The organism is Klebsiella sp. B345 (genome assembly GCF_051131735.1).
Lineage (GTDB): Bacteria > Pseudomonadota > Gammaproteobacteria > Enterobacterales > Enterobacteriaceae > Klebsiella.
The window spans coordinates 2084449-2103340 of record NZ_CP180443.1 but is presented as its reverse complement, the minus strand read 5'-3'; the positions used below and the strand labels follow the sequence as shown (position 1 = coordinate 2103340).

17 protein-coding genes and 1 tRNA gene are annotated in these 18892 nt (G+C 54.5%); 10 read left to right on the top strand and 8 right to left on the bottom strand.

The window, feature by feature from the left end; translation table 11 throughout:
• Window positions 1-27: 27 nt before the first annotated feature.
• Complete coding sequence (gene idi, locus ACMYSO_RS09775) at window positions 28-579, bottom strand: isopentenyl-diphosphate Delta-isomerase (protein ID WP_434670339.1); 552 nt, start codon at window positions 577-579, stop codon at window positions 28-30.
• 232 nt (window positions 580-811) lie between these two features.
• Here idi and actS point away from each other — a divergent pair, with 232 nt between their 5' ends.
• The 3 genes from actS to ACMYSO_RS09760 all read left to right on the top strand — a co-directional run bounded on the left by actS (window position 812) and on the right by ACMYSO_RS09760 (window position 2928).
• On the top strand, window positions 812-1534 hold the full coding sequence (gene actS, locus ACMYSO_RS09770; RefSeq protein WP_434670338.1) for an amidase activator ActS: 723 nt from the start codon (window positions 812-814) through the stop codon (window positions 1532-1534).
• An 80-nt stretch (window positions 1535-1614) separates the two neighbouring features.
• Window positions 1615-1688 (top strand) — tRNA-Gly (locus ACMYSO_RS09765).
• A gap of 631 nt (window positions 1689-2319) precedes the next feature.
• Entirely contained in the window at window positions 2320-2928 is a 609-nt protein-coding gene (locus tag ACMYSO_RS09760; protein WP_434670336.1) for a hypothetical protein, read from the top strand.
• A 516-nt stretch (window positions 2929-3444) separates the two neighbouring features.
• On the opposite strand, the gene ACMYSO_RS09755 is transcribed toward ACMYSO_RS09760, so the two are convergent.
• Window positions 3445-4182 (bottom strand): winged helix-turn-helix domain-containing protein, encoded by a 738-nt coding sequence (locus ACMYSO_RS09755; RefSeq protein ID WP_434670335.1) that lies wholly within the window; start codon window positions 4180-4182, stop codon window positions 3445-3447.
• Window positions 4183-4586: 404 nt separating this feature from the next.
• Between ACMYSO_RS09755 and ACMYSO_RS09750 the strand changes: the two genes are divergently transcribed.
• From ACMYSO_RS09750 to ACMYSO_RS09740, 3 genes are all read left to right on the top strand, one after another.
• On the top strand, window positions 4587-4976 hold the full coding sequence (locus tag ACMYSO_RS09750) for a VOC family protein (protein ID WP_434670334.1): 390 nt from the start codon (window positions 4587-4589) through the stop codon (window positions 4974-4976).
• Window positions 4977-5079: 103 nt separating this feature from the next.
• On the top strand, window positions 5080-5583 hold the full coding sequence (locus tag ACMYSO_RS09745; protein WP_434670333.1) for an HNH endonuclease: 504 nt from the start codon (window positions 5080-5082) through the stop codon (window positions 5581-5583).
• Window positions 5584-5997: 414 nt separating this feature from the next.
• Window positions 5998-7551, top strand: a complete 1554-nt coding sequence (locus ACMYSO_RS09740) for a peptide MFS transporter (protein ID WP_434670331.1) — start codon at window positions 5998-6000, stop codon at window positions 7549-7551.
• Window positions 7552-7609: 58 nt separating this feature from the next.
• Here ACMYSO_RS09740 and ACMYSO_RS09735 read toward each other — a convergent pair whose 3' ends face one another.
• Window positions 7610-8389: an acetoin reductase gene (locus ACMYSO_RS09735; RefSeq protein WP_434583172.1), complete on the bottom strand. Its 780-nt coding sequence runs from the start codon at window positions 8387-8389 to the stop codon at window positions 7610-7612.
• Between the two features lie 195 nt (window positions 8390-8584).
• Between ACMYSO_RS09735 and ACMYSO_RS09730 the strand changes: the two genes are divergently transcribed.
• Complete coding sequence (locus ACMYSO_RS09730) at window positions 8585-11320, top strand: LuxR C-terminal-related transcriptional regulator (protein ID WP_434670330.1); 2736 nt, start codon at window positions 8585-8587, stop codon at window positions 11318-11320.
• Here ACMYSO_RS09730 and ACMYSO_RS09725 read toward each other — a convergent pair.
• From ACMYSO_RS09725 to ACMYSO_RS09710, 4 genes are read right to left on the bottom strand one after another with little or no spacing between them, the layout of a single operon-like run.
• A complete protein-coding gene (locus tag ACMYSO_RS09725; RefSeq protein ID WP_434670783.1) occupies window positions 11309-12778 on the bottom strand; it encodes an MdtP family multidrug efflux transporter outer membrane subunit in 1470 nt (489 codons plus the stop codon). The two genes, ACMYSO_RS09730 and ACMYSO_RS09725, sit on opposite strands and share 12 nt — an antisense overlap.
• A 5-nt stretch (window positions 12779-12783) precedes the next feature.
• Entirely contained in the window at window positions 12784-14727 is a 1944-nt protein-coding gene (locus ACMYSO_RS09720) for an FUSC family protein (protein ID WP_434670329.1), read from the bottom strand.
• 9 nt (window positions 14728-14736) lie between these two features.
• Window positions 14737-15765 (bottom strand): multidrug transporter subunit MdtN, encoded by a 1029-nt coding sequence (gene mdtN, locus ACMYSO_RS09715; RefSeq protein ID WP_434670328.1) that lies wholly within the window; start codon window positions 15763-15765, stop codon window positions 14737-14739.
• Between the two features lie 18 nt (window positions 15766-15783).
• Window positions 15784-16056: a YtcA family lipoprotein gene (locus ACMYSO_RS09710; protein ID WP_434670327.1), complete on the bottom strand. Its 273-nt coding sequence runs from the start codon at window positions 16054-16056 to the stop codon at window positions 15784-15786.
• Between the two features lie 283 nt (window positions 16057-16339).
• Between ACMYSO_RS09710 and yjdI the strand changes: the two genes are divergently transcribed.
• Together yjdI and ACMYSO_RS09700 are read left to right on the top strand one after the other, a co-directional pair.
• The gene (gene yjdI, locus ACMYSO_RS09705; protein ID WP_434583177.1) at window positions 16340-16570 is read left to right on the top strand and encodes a 4Fe-4S mono-cluster protein YjdI; all 231 of its coding nucleotides are present in this window, start codon (window positions 16340-16342) and stop codon (window positions 16568-16570) included.
• Between the two features lie 11 nt (window positions 16571-16581).
• The gene (locus ACMYSO_RS09700; RefSeq protein WP_004867312.1) at window positions 16582-16854 is read left to right on the top strand and encodes a GNAT family N-acetyltransferase; all 273 of its coding nucleotides are present in this window, start codon (window positions 16582-16584) and stop codon (window positions 16852-16854) included.
• A 64-nt stretch (window positions 16855-16918) separates the two neighbouring features.
• Here ACMYSO_RS09700 and ACMYSO_RS09695 read toward each other — a convergent pair whose 3' ends face one another.
• A complete protein-coding gene (locus ACMYSO_RS09695) occupies window positions 16919-18157 on the bottom strand; it encodes an MFS transporter (protein WP_434670325.1) in 1239 nt (412 codons plus the stop codon).
• 299 nt (window positions 18158-18456) lie between these two features.
• Here ACMYSO_RS09695 and alaE point away from each other — a divergent pair, with 299 nt between their 5' ends.
• Entirely contained in the window at window positions 18457-18876 is a 420-nt protein-coding gene (gene alaE / locus ACMYSO_RS09690) for an L-alanine exporter AlaE (RefSeq protein ID WP_434670324.1), read from the top strand.
• The last annotated feature ends 16 nt before the right edge of the window (window positions 18877-18892 follow it).

Here is an 18892-nt window from a genome sequence, read left to right as displayed (position 1 = left end):
CTGGGGGAATGCGTTCCCGCTAGTGGATCATCGCAAGCGCGTGGCGTAGTTGCACAGCGCCTGGCGAGCGTCCAGGTCAGCCGCTTCAAGAACCATCCACGGGCTGAAGGCCCACGGCGTTAAGGCGAGCCCCTGCAGCAGATCGTCAAGGCTGCACCACTGATAGTCCATCACCTCATCAGCATGGGGAGCGAGTGGGCTGGTGGTCGTGGCGGCATAAACCGGGCAGACTTCGTTTTCGACAATCCCGTTTGGGGCAACCGCGCGGTAGCGGAACGCCGGGTGCACCGGCGTAATGTCGGTGATGCTGACGCCCAGCTCAAAATGGCTGCGTCGTTGGACGGCCTGTTCAAACGTTTCGCCCTCCTGCGGATGGCCGCAGACCGAGTTGGTCCAGACGCCTGGCCAGGCCTTCTTGCTCAGCGAGCGACGCGTCACCAGTAGCTGCCCTTGTTGATCAAACAGCCAGCAGGAAAAGGCGAGGTGCAAAGGGGTGTTGAGGGTGTGGGCAGCATACTTTTCCTGCATGCCAACCGGCTTATCTTGCTCATCGAGCAAAATGACGTGTTCCCCGGTCATGACAACTCCTGAAAGTAAAAAACAACTGGCATAAACGTGCCGGGTTATGCAATCAGGCACAGGGTAGCCGATAACGGCACGAAAGGCATTATCTAAACAAGCGGCAGGCAGGTGGTCGGCGCAGCGAGGAAACCGGGCATCACAGGCGTAGCGATTGGGGTTCTGCCTGTGGGCTGGTATGATAGTCATCCGTAATGATGAGATGAGAGCTGTGTTAAGTGCAGGACGCCTGATGAGAAAACGCTTTTTTATCAATATGATGTTGGTTTTTAGCCTGGTAATTGCCGGGTGTTCCAGTTCATCTGATTCCGGTTCCGTCTATACCGTGAAACGCGGTGATACGCTGTATCGTATCTCCCGGACGACTGGCACCAGCATCAAAGATCTGGCCCGACTGAACAATATCTCTCCGCCGTATACCATTGAGGTTGGGCAGCGTCTGAAGCTGAACCCGGCTACTGGAACCAGTGCTACGAAGAGCCGCTCGTCCGCGAAGAGCAGTACACGGACTGCCGCGAACAAGCCGCCTGCGGCTTTACCACCAGTTTCCTGGCCGCCGGTGGGGCAACGCTGCTGGCGCTGGCCGACCAGCGGGAAAGTCATCCTGCCTTATTCTTCGAGCGATGGCGGGAATAAAGGCATCGATATTGCCGGGACGCGCGGGCAGCCGGTTTACGCCTCCGGGGCCGGTAAAGTGGTGTATGTTGGTAACCAGCTACGCGGTTACGGTAATCTGATCATGATTAAGCACAATGAAGATTACATTAGCGCCTATGCCCATAACGATAAGCTGATGGTCAATAACGGCCAGAGCGTGAAGATAGGGCAGCAAATTGCCACGATGGGCAGTACCGATGCTGACTCCGTGCGCCTGCACTTCCAGATCCGCTATCGGGCAACGGCTATCGATCCGCTGCGCTATTTGCCGCCGCAGGGCAGTAAACCTAAGTGCTAACCGGTTATTTTATCAGCAGTTAGTGTGGTTAAGTCTTGTAAGACGGTGCGTAAGGTCTATAATGGCCTACGCACCTCAAAGCGGGCGTAGTTCAATGGTAGAACGAGAGCTTCCCAAGCTCTATACGAGGGTTCGATTCCCTTCGCCCGCTCCAGTTTCTTCTTTTGTCGTCATTCCTGATCACCATCTGCGTTATCTTCTTATCTTCTTATCTTCTTATCTTCTTATCTTCTTATCTTCTTATCTTCTTATCTTCTTATCTTCTTATCTTCTTATCTTCTTATCTTCTTATCTTCTTATCTGCTGTAATGCTATTCACTCGGCCCTATAACACGCACGTTGTTACGCACATTCGCGAACCACTCTTCAACTAACACATCATTGTTCAGCTTTTCTACCATCACATTAATACTATACGACCGCGTTCAGTTGACATCGATATTGGTGGCACCGAACGGGAATAATCGCGTATCCAGCCATGTGCGGCAGTATTCACGTACTGTCAGAACCATAAGAAAATATCCAAATCTGAATATCTCAGCAGTACCTAATCTCTAGCTAACCTGTCGTAGAGGTTCTGGTACGGTATTTAAACTGCTTTTATATGTGGTTTATAAAGGGTTTTAGTTGGTTTTATTACAGTGTTGCAACATATAACTTATTGATATTTATGTATTTTATGTGATTTAAGTTGGTTTTTTTAGTTTTGATTTTTGTTGGTTTTTTTATGTGATTCTGTTTTCGGATTTTAATATTTATGTGTTGAAATATAGGTGAGTATATTCATGGGCAGGTTGCATGTCATTTCAGATAATAGCTATTTTCTGATGGGGATAAGTCATTCCCCTTATCATCAATGGTTCTCATCCGTGCAAATAACGAATACGGGAACGACAATTAATGATGAACTCGTTGAACGTATTTCTGATGCGTATGATCATATTACTGTAGTCAATGTTGCATGTGGCAATATGCGCCGTGAATTACTCAATATGTTAGGTCGTTTAGGCAAAAAAGTGTTGGTGATGGCAAACTTTAAAATATCACAGACATATCCTTTACTTCCTTTGATAATCAGCAAAAAAGTGACCGCGGAAGCATTGCTTAGGCAGGCTTTTAAGCTGGTGACGTATAAAATCGATCCGGCGACGCTTTCATTAGTTAATAGCCCGGACTATCCAGTCATCTTTCTGATGGGGAGAGGGGTAAAAATCAAGATGATTTCATCAATTATGAATTTATGTGAGAAGAAAATCTATGTATCAGCCAACCGCCTGGTTGAAAAAACCGGTTTGCGGGGAAAGGATAAAATAAATATCATGTTATGCTGTGATCTATTAAGAATGTTTAAAGCCTATAGTAAATATAATAGCCGCCGAGTTTTAATGGTTTAGTGGCTATGATTTATCATTTTTTTATTTTTTCCTGATAATAGTGATGTCAGCAAGGTGCTAAAAGCTGGGCTTAAAGTTTCATGCAATAAAATAGTGGTGTTCTGAAAAAACTGATAAGGTATGAGCCGGAGGGCATTTTCTTAATATTCAGGTATAACTGGGTATCGGTTTTAGTAAAGAACTGCGGGAAATGTTTTTCCATAAGATCATCAGCTGTGTTATCCACGGGGATTTTGGTTATATTGTAGCTCTTTGCGATGTAATTGTCGGCAGATATATGCTCGTAATTAAAATAAATACTCCGACTGATGATGGTCTCTATCCCGTCATTATTCAATTTTCCGTTGATTAACACGGCGCCATGATTCTTATTCAGAATAAAATGGTAGAAGGCGACGACGCTAGTAGACCCATGAAACAGGCTGTGCTTTGCGCTGCAGTTTATGGACTCTTCAGCATGTGCAGACCATACACCAGACATTGATAAAAGAAGGAGTGCAAAGCTAAAAAAACGCGTCATGACAGGCTGTCCAAAAAGGTAAAAGACTCACAGGTCATGGGTTCTGTGGTCGTGCAAGAAAAAACAGTTAATCTTGGCGTGGTTGGAGAATGTGAAATATAGAATTTTCTGCCGCTTTCACAGTTGAGATTTTTCTTCTGTAAGTAGTTAACGATCAATTCGTTATCCGTATTTTCTTTATTGAATAAATAGCATGCGGGATAGTTTTCAATACTGTGATAATCCCCTTCAATGCTGTCTTTATGTTGCCAGCGGGTGGTTGCAACATAAACAATAGTGATAAGCATGGCGATCGCTAGTGCAACCATCATGAATAAACGACTTTTTTTCTTTGCCGAAGAGACACGCGCCGGTTGACTGAGCGGTGGCGCCTGTTCTGCGCCTGTGACTACACTCTCGTCAGCGGTTGAGGCAATGCTGATATCAGCGTCAATTCTGACACCTTGTCCTCGTACCGTATTGATGAGCGGTTTATCATATCCGAGGTCTTTAAAATTCTTTCTTAAATCAGTAAGGCATTGATAATAGGTAGCTTGTGATACGGTTTTATAGGCATCGTCCTCTACCCATCCCACTGAGATGAGTTCTTTCTGGGAGACAATGAACCCTTGTTTATCAATCAAATGTTCAAGGCAGCGAGCACCAGTACTAAATATGATGATGGATTTACCGTTGCGTAACGAAGATAGTTTTTTCTCTGCAGGAAAGAAAACTATCTCATTGTCGATTATCATTCCAGGCATGGTGGCGTAGTGATTCTATAAATGTATTTAATAAAGATATCAGATGTTTCCTAAGGCTGCAAAAATAAAAATAATGTCTTGGCGGGCTTTTGATTACAAAATATTTGTTTTTGAGGTTTAGATGTTATTAATGATGGCGTATTTGTGAAGTGATTGAATTACGCTTATAGGGAATGTGTTATGGTATCTAATAATAAAACGATAGCCCTGTTATTTGTAATGTTTATAACCATGTTCAGGTCAATCTAATAATCCCACATCCTCAGCGCGACGCACATTCACCGCACGGCGCTGTCCCCAAAGGCTCTGATGGACAAGTGCAGGCTGGAATCGCGGGTAGAGTAAACTTGCGGCTGCCTATAGTGGGCAGCAGATATTAACCCACAGGAGCCTCTATGAATTTCAGCCATATGCGTATTGCCAGACCGGTCAGTGACATTGAGCACGCCTACGAGATGTACAGCCAGGGGTTGGGGCTAGAGCGGATTGCTGATTTCGCCGACCATGACGGCTTCAGTGGAATCATGCTGGGCCACGCGACGCTGCACTGGCATCTGGAATTCACTACCTGTCATCGACACCCGGTGCAGCCTGGCCCGACGGATGAGGATTTACTGGTGCTCTATTACCCCGATAAGCCCGACTGGGAACACGCGTGCGTCCGGATGGCGGCGGCCGGCTTCTGTGCGGTACCGGCGTTTAACCCATACTGGGATATGAACGGGAAAACATTTGTCGATGATGACGGTTACCGGGTGGTGTTGCAGAACCGGGGCTGGGAATAGCCGCTATAGTACGCTCATGCCGCGAGATAACGGCCAGATGCCATGCAATTTGTCAGGGTGTTTGTTATTCTGCTCTGCGTTGGAATATTCATGAGATGGATTGATGGGATCGTTAATTATTATCGCCTGCGTTATTTTCTTTTTATACACAGGCGTGAAATTTCTGGCCGGCATTATCTATAAAGCCGATCCAACCGCGCTTAAGTCAGATCGCGATGCCTGGGGTAGAAAACCGGGTGAAGGCCCTCGGTACATTTACCCGACTCGTTCCACAGCAGATGAAGACGATAGGGAGGCTAAGGGCCTGTTTCAGGCGATCATAAGGCGACAACAAGAGAAGGAAAGGGAACAAGCAAAGCGTACTTCGCAGACGTTTTACAACTCCAGAGAGTGGCGCGCGCTTCGATATCAGGCGCTCAAAAAATATGGTGGTGCGTGCAGCGCCTGTGGGCGTTCGGCAGCAAAACATGGGGTCGTTATCCATGTTGACCATATTAAACCTCGTAGCAAATACCCGCATCTGGCGCTACGCCTGGATAATCTTCAGTTGTTATGCCATGAGTGTAATCTGGCTAAAGGTAACCGCGACGAAATTAAATGGCGCTAGCCGCCATCATCCCCCGGCAAAGCAAGAACACGACTTATCGATGCTTCTCTGCATCATGATGACCAACCCGTTATTTCCCCTACTTTTTATCGCGTTATCCTGCGATCCTGCTCGTGACATTAATAGGATTATTAATTCACGTAACCTATTGTTTAAAATCAAATAATTGACTATTTTATTTTCATTTGAGATGTCAATCATATTTTGGCTTTGGCCAACTTAAAATCTATAAAAGTAGACGTTTGTCGAGTTTTCATCTAAAAGAATGGGGTGAGGGGCTAGACAAAACCAGACTCTGGTTATCAAATAGTTAAAAAACATTACACCTCATGTTAATTGCTGGCTGGATGTATAAATGGTCAACATGTTTTCTGCGGCATCTTCGTGCTGCGGCGCACCTTATCTGGAGAAGTTATGCATTCCTCTGTGAATAAAAATGAAAGCCGGACCTTCTTTGGTCATCCTTACCCGCTGGGTTCGTTATTTTTTACTGAAATGTGGGAGCGCTTCTCGTTTTACGGGATTCGCCCATTATTAATCCTGTTTATGGCCGCTACCGTGTATGACGGCGGAATGGGGCTGGCGCGTGAGAACGCCTCGGCGATCGTCGGTATCTTTGCCGGTAGTATGTACCTGGCAGCCTTGCCGGGCGGCTGGCTGGCGGATAACTGGCTGGGCCAGCAGAAAGCGGTCTGGTATGGATCGATTCTGATCGCGCTGGGCCACCTGTCGATCGCCCTGTCTGCCTTTATGGGCAACAATCTGTTCTTTATCGGGCTGATGTTCATCGTGCTGGGGTCGGGTCTGTTTAAGACCTGTATTTCGGTGATGGTGGGCACGCTGTACAAGAAAGGTGATGCCCGTCGTGACGGTGGGTTCTCGCTGTTCTATATGGGCATCAACATGGGGTCGTTTATCGCACCGTTGATCTCCGGCTGGCTGATCAAATCGCACGGTTGGCACTGGGGCTTTGGCATTGGTGGCCTTGGGATGCTGGTCGCGTTGGTTATCTTCCGCGTCTTTGCGGTACCGGCAATGAAACGCTATGACAGCGAAGTGGGTCTCGATTCGACCTGGAACAGCCCGGTGGCGAAGAAAAATGGCGTTGGTGCCTGGCTGCTGGCGCTGGCAGTGGGTGCGGCGGTGATCATCACGCTGATTGCTCAGGGAGCAATCGTGGTGAACCCGGTCGCGGTCGCCAGCATGCTGGTGTACGTAATTGCCGCTTCGGTTGCGCTGTATTTTATCTATCTGTTTATGTTTGCCGGACTTAGCCGCAAAGAGCGCGCGCGCCTGCTGGTATGCTTTATTCTGCTGGTTTCTGCCGCCTTCTTCTGGTCGGCATTTGAACAGAAGCCAACTTCATTTAACCTGTTTGCCAATGACTACACCAACCGCATGATCGGTGACTTTGAGATCCCGGCGGTCTGGTTCCAGTCTGTCAACGCGCTGTTTATCATTCTGCTGGCGCCGGTCTTCAGCTGGGCGTGGCCGGCAATGGCGCGTAAAGGCGTCCGTCCGAGCAGCATCACTAAATTCGTTATCGGTATTCTCTGCGCGGCCGCAGGCTTTGGTCTGATGATGCTGGCGGCACAGCATGTACTGAGCAACGACGGGGCGGGCGTATCGCCGTTCTGGCTGGTCGGCAGTATTCTGATGCTGACCCTCGGTGAACTGTGCCTGAGCCCGATTGGCCTGGCGACCATGACGCTGCTGGCACCGGAAAGAATGCGTGGCCAGATGATGGGGCTGTGGTTCTGCGCCAGCGCGCTGGGCAACCTCGCGGCGGGCCTGATTGGCGGTCACGTCAAGGCGGACCAGCTGGATATGCTGCCGGATCTCTTCGCCCGCTGCTCGATTGCGCTGCTTATCTGCGCCGCCGTGCTCTGCGTGCTGATCGTACCGGTGCGTCGTATGCTGGAAAACACCCGCAACGACAGTGCTCAAAAGTCGGTCTCCAACGCCTGACAGTAGCAGAAAAACGATGTACAGCGGGCCGTCTGATTAAGACGGCCCGCTTTGAACATTAACGATAAACAATCCCGCCATCGATCAGGATCGACTGACCGGTAATATAGTCAGAATCCGGGCCTGCCAGATACGAGACCAGGCTTGCCACATCGTCCGGCGTTTCAGCGCGACCCAGCGCAATACCTTCAACATATTTTTTATAGGTCTCACCGACCGGCGCACCGGTAATGTCGGAGAAACGTTTGTCGATTTCGGTCCACATGCCGGTACCGACAATCCCCGGGCAGTAGGCGTTCACGGTGATCCCGCGGCTGGCATACTCTTTCGCTGCCGCCTGGGTCAGAGCGCGAACGGCAAATTTGGTGGCTGAATAGATCCCCAACAGTGCGAAACCGTCATGTCCGGCAATCGAGCAGGCGTTGATAATTTTGCCGTTCTGCTTGCGGTCGATAAATTTTTTCGCCGCGGCCTGGATGCCCCATAACGTTCCCTGAACGTTGATGCGCATGATCTGATCGACCTCGTCAGGCGTGACGTCGGCGATCGCCTGTACCTGCGCAATCCCCGCGTTGTTGACGATAATATCAAAGCCGCCCAGGACCTTTTCTGCCTGGTCAACGGCGGCATACACCTGACTGCGGTCAGCAATATTAGCCACGAAAGTCGCGGCCTTACGACCCAGAGCCTCAATCTCTGCGGCAACCGCCGCAATCCCTTCCGGTTTCACGTCGACAAGCATCACCGACGCACCTTCTTTGGCCAGACGTAAAGCAATACCGCGGCCAATGCCCTGACCGGCGCCGGTCACTAAAGCAACTTTATTTTCGATAGCCATTTCTGTACTCACCTTGTACTGATTAAGAGATGATGAATGCCGGATGGGAAAAGCTGGCCGCGCGAAGAGGCTGGCCTGACATACCGCCCATCGGTGGCAGAGGATAAAACTACTTTATAGGTATGGATAAACATGGCCTACCCCCCGGTTGGGGGGGATAATGGCCGATGTACGGAATGAAGAGGTCATGGCGCTATGGAATTGTTACCCTTGACGGAAGACGCATTGAGCGGGTTTGTGCATCAGGAGCCATTCCGCCTTGCGCGCACCTTACCGCTGATTGCGACGCGTTTTACACCGCCGCGATCGCCGGGGACGTTGCAGCCACGTGAGCGCCTTATCCAGCGTCTCGATGCCGCCCTTACCAGCACCCTCACGCTGGTATGCGCTCCCGCCGGGTTTGGTAAAACCACTCTGTTGGCCCAGTGGTACCAGCATCGGCAGCACCAGGGCGATGCACTTGCCTGGCTGAGCATCGACGACGATGACAGCACGCCCCTGTTGCTGATGCGTTACCTGCAAGAGGCGCTGCGGCCGCTGTGGCAGCCGGAGAATACGCTGGCGGATAATGCCCCAGCGGACGATTTCCGCCTGTTTCTCGCCGGGCTTGTCAACCAGCTGCACCGCCGTCAGGCACCGCTGTTCCTGATCCTTGATGACTACCAGAATATTACTCACCCGGACATTCACGAGGGGCTGAACTGGCTGCTGAACCATGCGCCGCCGTCTCTGCATGTGATTATTGCCAGCCGCAGCCAGCCGCCCCTGGCGTTGAGCCGCCTGCATATGGAGGATCGGCTGGTGGAGATTGATGATCATGCGCTTCGGTTTAACGCCGCTGAGGCCAGGATCTATTTTTCAACCGCGATCTCGCCGGCTCCCGAACGGCAGGATATCCCCCAGCTGATTGCCCGCACGGAGGGCTGGGTTGCCGGAATGAAAATGGCCGCCTTAGCGAACGGTAGCGCCCATTCCAGCCTCTCCGGAGGCAAACTTAATACCGCCTCCCGTGCCCTCTCTCGCTATCTGGAGGAGGTTATCTTTGCGCCACTGCCCGCCGAGGTGTTGGCCTTTCTTCTGCGAACCTCCATGCTCAATCGCCTGCACCCGTCGCTGTGCGATGCCGTGACCGGGCAACGCAATGGGGAAGCGATGCTGGCGTGGATCGCGCAGCACAATCTGTTTCTGTCCGCTCTGGATGCGGACGGCTTCTGGTTCCGCTACCACCCGCTGATGCGCGAAGCGCTGCTGTATCGCCTGCGCCATAGCGCGGAGGTGGATATTCGCGAGCTGCATGAGCATGCCAGTAACTGGTTTGCCAGCCAGCAGCTGTGGGCGGAGGCGATTCGCCACGCGCTGGCCGCCGGAAAAGCGGGGGCCGGGCATGCGGAAGTGGGGGCACAATCGCTGGCGGAAGAGGGCGACATTGAGACCATGGTGCGCTGGATCCGCTATCTGCCGGCTAACCTGGATCCTTCGCGAATCGAACTGCAAACCAACCTCGCGTGGGCGTTAGCGCACCGCTTTCGTTTTCACGATGCCCGTCAACTGCTGGACACCATTGAGCCACTGGCCGCCGCCAACCGCAGCGAGATAGCCCACAGTTCATGGATCAAAATCCGCGTCGTGCGGGCCATCTGCGAAGCGTTTGCCGATAATATCGCGCAGAGCATTGCGATCGTCGAACCGCTGCTGCATGAGGTGCCCTGCGGCGATATCTGGGTGGATGGTCTGGTGTGCAATATTCTCAGCTACTGCCACCTGGCGAACGCCCGCCCGCAGCAGGCGCTGGATGTTCAGCAACGGGTATCGGGCGTGCGGGTGACGAATCGTAATCTGTTTGTGGAGGTGTACCGGGCGTTTGTCATGGCCCAGGGGTATTTACGCCAGGGCAACCTGGCTGAAGCTCAGCGGCAGGCGGCGCGGGCGCTACAGTATGCCGAACAGCAGACCGGTGCCCATTCCAGCAGCGGTGCAACGCTGGCGCCGATCCTCGCCGAAATTGCCTGGGAACAGGGGGAAGTGCAGTCCATCGCGACGCTGCTGATGTTCCGTCTGGAGATGATCGATGACTTCTGCCCGCCAGATGGTTTTAGTCGCTGCTACATCGTGCTGGCGAGGCTGGCGCGGTTCAACGGCCAGATGGATGAAATGACATCGCTGCTGCTGCATGCCGAAGGTCTGGCGGTTCAGCGTGGATGGCTGCGGGCGCAGGCACCCCTACTGGCTGAGCGTATTTGCAATGCGCTTCACGCGGGCGATCGCGCGGCGGCCAACGGTTTGCTGCTTCGTCTGCAGCAGCTGGCCCTCGGGGGAGAGGCGGGGAACAATGATATTGTGACTGCCTGTTTGACCTTAAGCCACTGCCGGATACTGATTTCCTCCGGAAAACCGCTGGTAGCGGCCCACCAGCTCGAGACACTCGCCGATGAGCAGGAGCGTGACGGCGAGTGGCTGTTTGCCGTGCGCCTGCGGCTGATTCAGGCCGCTGCGCTATGGCGTGCCGGGGAGCAGGAGCGGGCGATTGCCGTGGGGATCCCTGCGCTGCGCCGCGCCTTTCAGCAGAAGCTGTGGCGTAGCCTGCTGGACGGCGGGGAAGAGATGGCCGCATTGCTGATGGCTATCCAGCAACGCGGTGGTCAGGGCGAGGCCTTTAGCGGTGAGCTGGCGCTGCGCCTTGCCGCATTTAGCGAGGCCGGGATCCTAACGCCCGCAGCCCGCCAGGCGCCAGCGAATCTTCGACTGACCGAGCGAGAGCTGCAAACGCTGGGGCTGATCGCCGAGGGCTACTCCAATAAAGAGATCGCCCGCGCCTTAGGGATCACGGCGGAAACCGTGAAATGGCATCTCAAGCAGTTGTACGAAAAGCTTCAGGTGAATGGCCGGATTCAGGCGGTTAATCAGGCGCGAGAATGGCAGCTATTTGCCTGACATCTGCGGCTCCAGCGCCGGTCCGCGATAATCCCCACCCAGCGCCTTGATCAACGTAATGTCACTGCTCAACTGCTGTGCCTGGAAATCCAGCAATAACAATTGCTCGGCGATGACGGGCCGACGCGCCTCCTGGGCCGCATAGCGGCTGACCAGCCCTCGCTGATAGTGCGCGCTGGCGCTCTGCGCCGTCGCCAGGCTGGCGGTGACCTTCAGCTTCTGCAGCGCTACCTGTTGATTCAGGTCGTTCAGCTCGCTGGAGCCGATCGCCACATCGCGCACGGCATCCAGTACCGCCTGGTTGTACTGCTTAATCAGGATGTTACTGGCGGTACGCACCGACTGCAGATTGGCATTCAGGCGACCGCCGTCGAAGACCGGCAGATACAGTCCCGGCAGCAGGTTGATCTGCTGGAATGAGGATTTAAACAGATCGCCGACGCTCAGCGCGTTATATCCCCAGAAGGCCTTGATATCAAAGTGCGGGTAAAATGCTGCCTTGGCTGCGTCGACCTGGCTTAACGACGCGGTGACATAGCCGCGCAGCGCCTGCAGATCCGGGCGTCGTGCCAGCAGTTCAAAGGAGAGCGAATCCGGAAGCGTTTCCTGAAGTGCCGGCAGCGCCACCGGGTGGATCTCCGGCATGGAATGCGCATCGGCGCCGATCAGCGCCCGCAGCGTTTCCCGGTAGCGGGTCAACATCCCATTGGCGCTCACCACCTGCTGCTGCGCTGCCAGCAGTTCGGCCTGGGCATTGGCGATATCCACGCTATCCTCAACGCCGCGCTGGGTGCGGTGTTCATGTGCCTGCACCGAAAGGCGGGCAATCGTCTCCAACTGGTTGAGCAGCGTGATTTTCTGGAAGGTTGCCTGCATCGCAAAGTACAGTTGCGCCACGCTGCTGGCGAGATCCAGCTCGATCCCAGCAGTTTCCGCCTGACGAGCATTTTTCTCGCCGATGGCGGCGGCAACGTGGGCGCGGTCGGCACCCCATAAATCGATATTCAGTGTCGCGCCGACGCCGACGGTATTCAGGGTGTACCACGGGCCGTTTTTATCGACCGGCAGGGAGTAAGAGTAGGGCCAGGTAAACTGTTTATCGGTCACCCGTAACCGGTTCTGCGCCGCGACGGCGGTGGCCTGCAGGCCCATCGCCGATTGCGCCAGTTCCACGGTGGATTGCGACTGGGCGATGCGCAGGCGAGCGGCCTGCATCGTTGGGGAGTTTTGCAACGCCCGGTTGACCAGCATGTTGAGCTGGGCATCGTGATAGCCCTCCCACCATCGGGCGGCGGGCCAGCCGCTGTTGGCGAGGTGAATCACCTGGGCGAGTTCTGCCTGCTGTGGGTTGATGATTTTCATCTCGCCGGGATCGTCCTGGATTAACGCGCATCCGGGGAGTAGCGCCAGTGCCAGAGCGAGGGGGCAATAACGCAGCAAGCGGGCTACGGGGTCCATTTTTATCATGACTTGTCTGCCTGTCGTGCAAGCGTTGAAGAAGGGGACGACCAGTCGGGTAAGGTCGTCAGCAGCGCCACCAGCGGCGGGCCAAAGGGATTGTGGCTACCCGGTTGGCACTGCCCGGGTAACGTCGGCGCAGGGCTCTGTTGCTCGATACCACAGGCGTAAGCGTCGAGATGGCTGGCGCAGCGGTGCAGGAAATTATCCCCAGGTGTCGCGTACAGCCGGTAGCCTTCGCTGAGTCTTACGATCTCCTGGGCCTCAAGCCAGGCCGCCTTGACCGGCCACGACTTCGCCTGCGGATACGGGTGTGCCCAGGCGTTGAGCGGCTCTGTCGCTACCCGATGGGTCAGGGTTTCCACGGCGCTGAGTGAGTCGAACAGTGGTACCAGTTTGACTTCGTCATCGCGGGCGCGCAGGTACGTCGCCATCTGCCGGTAGAGCCGGGCCAGACGGGATTTTAGCTGCGGGGCTTCGCTATCCGGCCACAGGTAGAGATGGACTATCGATGAGACCAGCACGCCGAGCACGATGCCAATCACGCGGTCACGTAGCTCAGTCAAATTGGTCAACGGCCCAAACCAACTGAGAAACGCCAGCGAAAACGTAAAGCCAATCTGGATCCCGGCGTAGGCAATGCGCTCCGAACCCGCCGCGATCCACGCCGACAGCGCCATCACCGGCAGGGTCATCGCCAGCAGGCCGACAAGGGACTCGGTATGCGGCTGAACATAGACAATCATCAGCAACGCTAGCAAGGTCGCCAGCAGGGCACCAACGATCCGCAGCCAGGTTTTCTGCAGGGTGGCGCCGAGTCCTGGTTGGGCGACAATCACGCAGCTGAGCATAATGGTGTGGATGCCCTGCCAGTCGGTGGCGGTATAAAAAACGTAGCACAGCAACGTTGCCAGCAGCGTTTTGAGCGCGAAGTGCAGATAGGCCGGGTTCGACCAGGCATCGGGCAGCAAAAGGGGGGCTTTCTCCGTTTCCCCGGCCGGGAGTGGGATCGTCTCTCCGCGCGCTAGTCTGGTTAGCGTGGTGGCCATCTCCTGCAAAATCACGCGGTTTGCCGTCTCCGGCGCTGAGATCTCCGGCGGGGTGTCGGGCAGTGTGCTGACGTCCAGGTGCTGTGCCAGCCTCAGCAACTGAGCGGAAAGCTGCTGACGGGCGATAGCATGGTCCTCACCCGGTTGCAGCAATGCGGTCAGATGATAGCAGTGGATGGTAGCGGCCATCAGGGATTGCCAGGCCTGCGGGTCGGCGGCAATCTCGGGGCTGGAGCGGCTCGCCTGGTGATACAGGGATTGCAGCCGGGCGAACTGCCCGGCGATGTCGGTAAAGGTGAGGGCATCCTGGGGACTGCCCTTTTGTGCCACCCGCGCGGCCACCTGACGCAGCAGCACCACGATCTGTGCTTTGAACTGGTAACCGGGCAGCGCCTGCTGAAAACAGGCGTTAACCAATAAGGTGACCACGATGGCGAGGTTAATGACCACCCACAGCCACAGCAGCAACCGCACCAGAATCTCGCTCTGGCTAGTCATCGACGGGAAGGTCTGGGCGTAGATCACCACCAGCGCCACCACGAAGAAGGCCAGACCCAGTTTGCCCAGCACCCGCATCAGATAGATCGCGCAGAAAAACAGGCCCACCGAGATAACGAGGCGGATCAGCGGGTAATCGTAGGTCCATTTGATGATCAGCAGCACGCAGCCCAGCGCAACGCTGACGGTCAGGAAAAAGACCACGCTCACCAGTTTTATCATCAGCACGTTGGGCTGACTGACGTAAAACACCACGATCAGCGCCACGGCTAAAAAGGGAATTTGCAGGGTCATAAACAGGGCGATGAGCACCGCGCAGCTGAGCGTCAGGCGCAGGGTATAGTTTGCCCGCCCCGGTTGATCGGCCAGTTCCCGCTTCAGAAACGTCCAGACATGCTGCATCTTGCGCCCCTATCGCGGCTGAAGAACGGCGCTGGCGGAGGCGCCCATGCGGAAGAGTTCAGGGTCCGGATCCTTAACGGCGATTTTGACCGGGAAACGCTGCGAGACGTGAACCCAGTTGATGCTCTTTTGAATGATCGGCAGCCCCTCAATGACGCTGCCGCCTTCGGGCAGCACGCCGGAGCCGACGGAGTCGACCACGCCGGAGAACGATTTATCATGATTGGTCATGATGGTGACCCTGGCCGGCACGCCAGTGCGGACGTTTTTAAGGTCAGTTTCGCGGAAGTTAGCGATGACATACCAGCGATCGTCATCCATCAGGGTAAACACCGGTTTTAACGCCGAGGCGTACTGACCCACGGTGGTTTTCAGCGCCACTACCACGCCGTTAAAGGGGGCGCGAACTTCGGTAAATTCAAGATGCAGTTCCGCCAGCGCGATCTGCGCCAGGATCCCCGCCCGCTGGGCGACCATCGCATCAACGCCGGTCACCGCGGCGGCGGCCTGTTTGGCCTGCAACAGCGTGGCCTCCAGTTCGGCCCGGGCGGCTTTTTCAGCGGTTCGCGCCTGGTCAAGATCCTCCTGTGATGCAAAACCTTGAGGCACCAGCGGTTCAAGACGAGTGCGCGACGAGGTGGTCTGCTTCACCAGCGCTTTCGCGCGCTCCACGGCAGCGGCCACCGACTGGGCGTTGTACTCCTGGGCCTTAATCGTGCGCTGGGTGAGCATGATTTGCGCGTCCAGCGTCGTCAGGCGGGCCCGGGCATCTTCCAGCATGGCCTGATACGGGCGCGGGTCGAGGCGAAACAGCAGATCGCCTTTCTTCACCCGCTGGTTGTCGCGGATCGGCATCTCGACAATACGCCCGCTGACCTCCGGCACCACGTCGATGGTGTCGGTATAGACATAGGCATCGTTGGTTGCGGGTGAAGTCTGGAGCTGCCAGATAACCACCATGAGCGCGACGATCGCCGCGAGAACGAGGGTCAGCAACGGCCATTTTTTGCGTAATACGCTGGGGCTGGATTTTGTCATAGGGGCTTAGTACACAACTTAGTACACAAAGAACAGGAACCACAGGATCGTGGCGAACAGGAACATCAGGGCCAGGTAGCTGAATATCAGCGGCGAAAATCTCGCCTGCCAGCCCTGGCGAACGATCAGGATATGACAGGGAATGAGTAAAAACAGGCCGCCTAATAAACAGAAAAACCAGCCGGGGAAGGCCGCACCGAATACCGGAATTGCTGGCGATAATGAACAGCCGGAGAGAAAAACAGACTGGAATAATAGGGCCAGACGCGCCGGTTTTATTTGATGATTCAAAGGAGAGGTCCTGAATACTCACACTCATTGTGAAATGAGTTTAATCGCCATTTTGCAGAAATAATAGTGCCGCAGCGCTTCTCTCTGATTATTGAGGGGGCTTTCGAGGCTATGCCAGAATTAGACCTGTAATGAGAGGATGATAAACTAATCATTTATTTTGCATCAATGCGTTAAGTCTTAACGATATATACATTACGGATTCGCCATTTCCCGATAGCGGGGGCGGTTTGGCAGGGCTATGCTTAGCACCTGAACAATAAAAAAATAATGAGGCAATGTCATGGATAAGGAACTACTGGAAGCGGGCTATCGGGCCTATACCGGAGAGAAGATAGATGTCTACTTCAACACGGACATCTGTCAGCACTCGGGAAACTGCGTACGCGGCAGTGCAAAGCTCTTTAACCTCAAGCGTAAGCCGTGGATCATCCCGGATGAAGTGGATGTCGCCACCGTCGTACGGGTGATCGATACCTGCCCGAGCGGTGCCCTGAAATATTGCCATAAATAAGTGAGGAAATAGTGGAGATACTGGAAGGTCATAACAAGTTTTATGTCAATGATGCAGCGGGAAATCAGGTGGCCGAAATTGTTTTTGTCCCCACCGGCGAGCATCTCAGCATTATTGAACATACCGACGTGGACGAGAGCCTGAAAGGCCAGGGCGTAGGCAAACAGCTGGTGGCGAAGGTGGTGGAAAAAATGCGCGGCGAGCAGCGAAAAATTATCCCGCTGTGCCCGTTTGCCAAACATGAGTTTGATAACACCCGCGAGTACGACGATATCCGTGCCTGAAATAAAAGCACCGGCTTAAACCGGTGCTGTTATTTTGTGTGACCCGAACCGTAACGACCGGGAATCAGGTGGTGCCCTCATTTTCCAGCCTCTGCCTTTTACGCAGATGTGGGAAAATTGTCATCCAGATGGCGACCACCACCAGGGTTCCAATTCCGCCAAGTGCCGCTGCCGGTACGGCGCCCATCCACGCGGCTAACAGACCTGATTCAAACTCCCCAAGTTGGTTTGAGGTATTGATGAAGATGGCATTTACCGCGTTCACGCGACCGCGCATATCATCCGGCGTATCCAACTGCACCAGTGCGCCGCGAATGACCATGCTCACCATATCGAACCCGCCCAGTGCGGCTAGCGCCAGCAGCGAAAGCCACAGCCGTTCAGAAAGCGCAAACACCAGCGTAGCCAGGCCAAAGCCGGCCACGGAGGCGAACATGATCAGGCCAACGTTTTTCTCCAGCTTGTGGCGGCTGAGCCAGACGCCCACCAGCAGCGCGCCGACCGATGGCGCTCCGCGCAGCATCCCCAGACCCCAGGGGCCAGTATGCAAAATATCCTGCGCGAAGATGGGTAACAGCGCGGTCGCCCCGCCGAGGAGAACGGCAAACAGATCGAGCGAGATCACGCCCAGGACATCTTTTCGCTCGCGGATAAAATGCACGCCGGCAAACAGGTTGGTGAGATTCATGGGTAAGCGAGCTTGCGGCGGCCGCTCGTAGCGCAGTCGGCTAACCAGCACAATAGAGAACAAATAGAACAACGCCGATACGCCATACACCACTTCCGGGCCCGCCACATACAGCAGGCCGCCAAGCGTTGGGCCGATAATCACCGCCGCCTGTCCGCCGACGGAACTGGCCGCCATCGCCCGTGCAAGGATCGGCGGCGGCACCAGCGCCGGCAGCATTGAGGTGATGGCCGGCCACTCCAGCGCTTTTGCCACCGAGATTAAAAAGACCAGCCCCCAAATTTCAATCTTGTCTGCCCAGTGCAGCAGCGTCAGCGCAACCAGCCCGAGTAATGCAACCCACTCAATGAATTGACCAAGTAGCACAATCCGCCGGCGATCGAACTGATCCGCGAGGTGCCCGGCAGGGAGTGCCAGCAGGACGGAGGGTAAGAATTGCATCAGGCCGATCATCCCGAGCGCCATCGCGCTGTGGGTGATGGCATAAATTTGCCAGCTAACGGCAACCGAAAACATTTGAAAACCAAACGATGAACAGGTGCGCGCCAGCCAAAAGGTGACGAACGGCCTGTGCCGCAGCAGTGAATCTTGCGCCGCGGATACCTGTGAACCCATAGTCTTATCCCATTAAAAGCCCATATTCCGGCCGGCATCGTGGTACTGGCCTGGTGAAAAGTCCGTCAGGAACTTTCGTTTTTTATCGTCTGACAAGGTGCGATATCTTGTTCATTCAGGCAATGGCAAGGTGTGCGTTTCGCGTAAATAAGTCTCTGCCGCAGCCACGCTGATGGAAAATACTCGTGTGCTATAGTTTTAGGCTTATCTGCGGATGAGCACGCGTTTAGCCACCACGTCAGGACAGGAAAATCCCTTTGCCTCAACGCCAGAGACAGACGACGCGTCGGACTGCATTTTTGGCAGATACCGTTGCGCTGCTCCTTTTTTTCACAACAACCGGCATCATTAATGAACGCCTGATTGCTGGTATGACGTGGGAGCAGGTTTTCCATGCCCGCCTTTTGGGGGCGGCGCTGATGGTTCCGGTCGCCAGACCTTACGGCGTGTGGCGAGACTGGGTGATGAGGCGTGCCGGTGAGAGCCGAATATCTACGCTGTTTTGGGATAGCGTGGCGCTTGTCAGTTTTCAGGTTCCCATTTATGCATTAATCATTGCTTTCAGTGGGGCCTCGGGAAGCGGATTGCTTCGAGGTACGCTCGGTGCTGCCCTGATGATGCTTTTGCTGGGACGCCCTTACGGCGCGTTTCTAAACTGGGTTCGCAAGTTATTTGGCTTACCTCCGGGAGGAAGTAAGCCGATGTCGTTGGACAGTTGACTGGTCAGGCGACCTT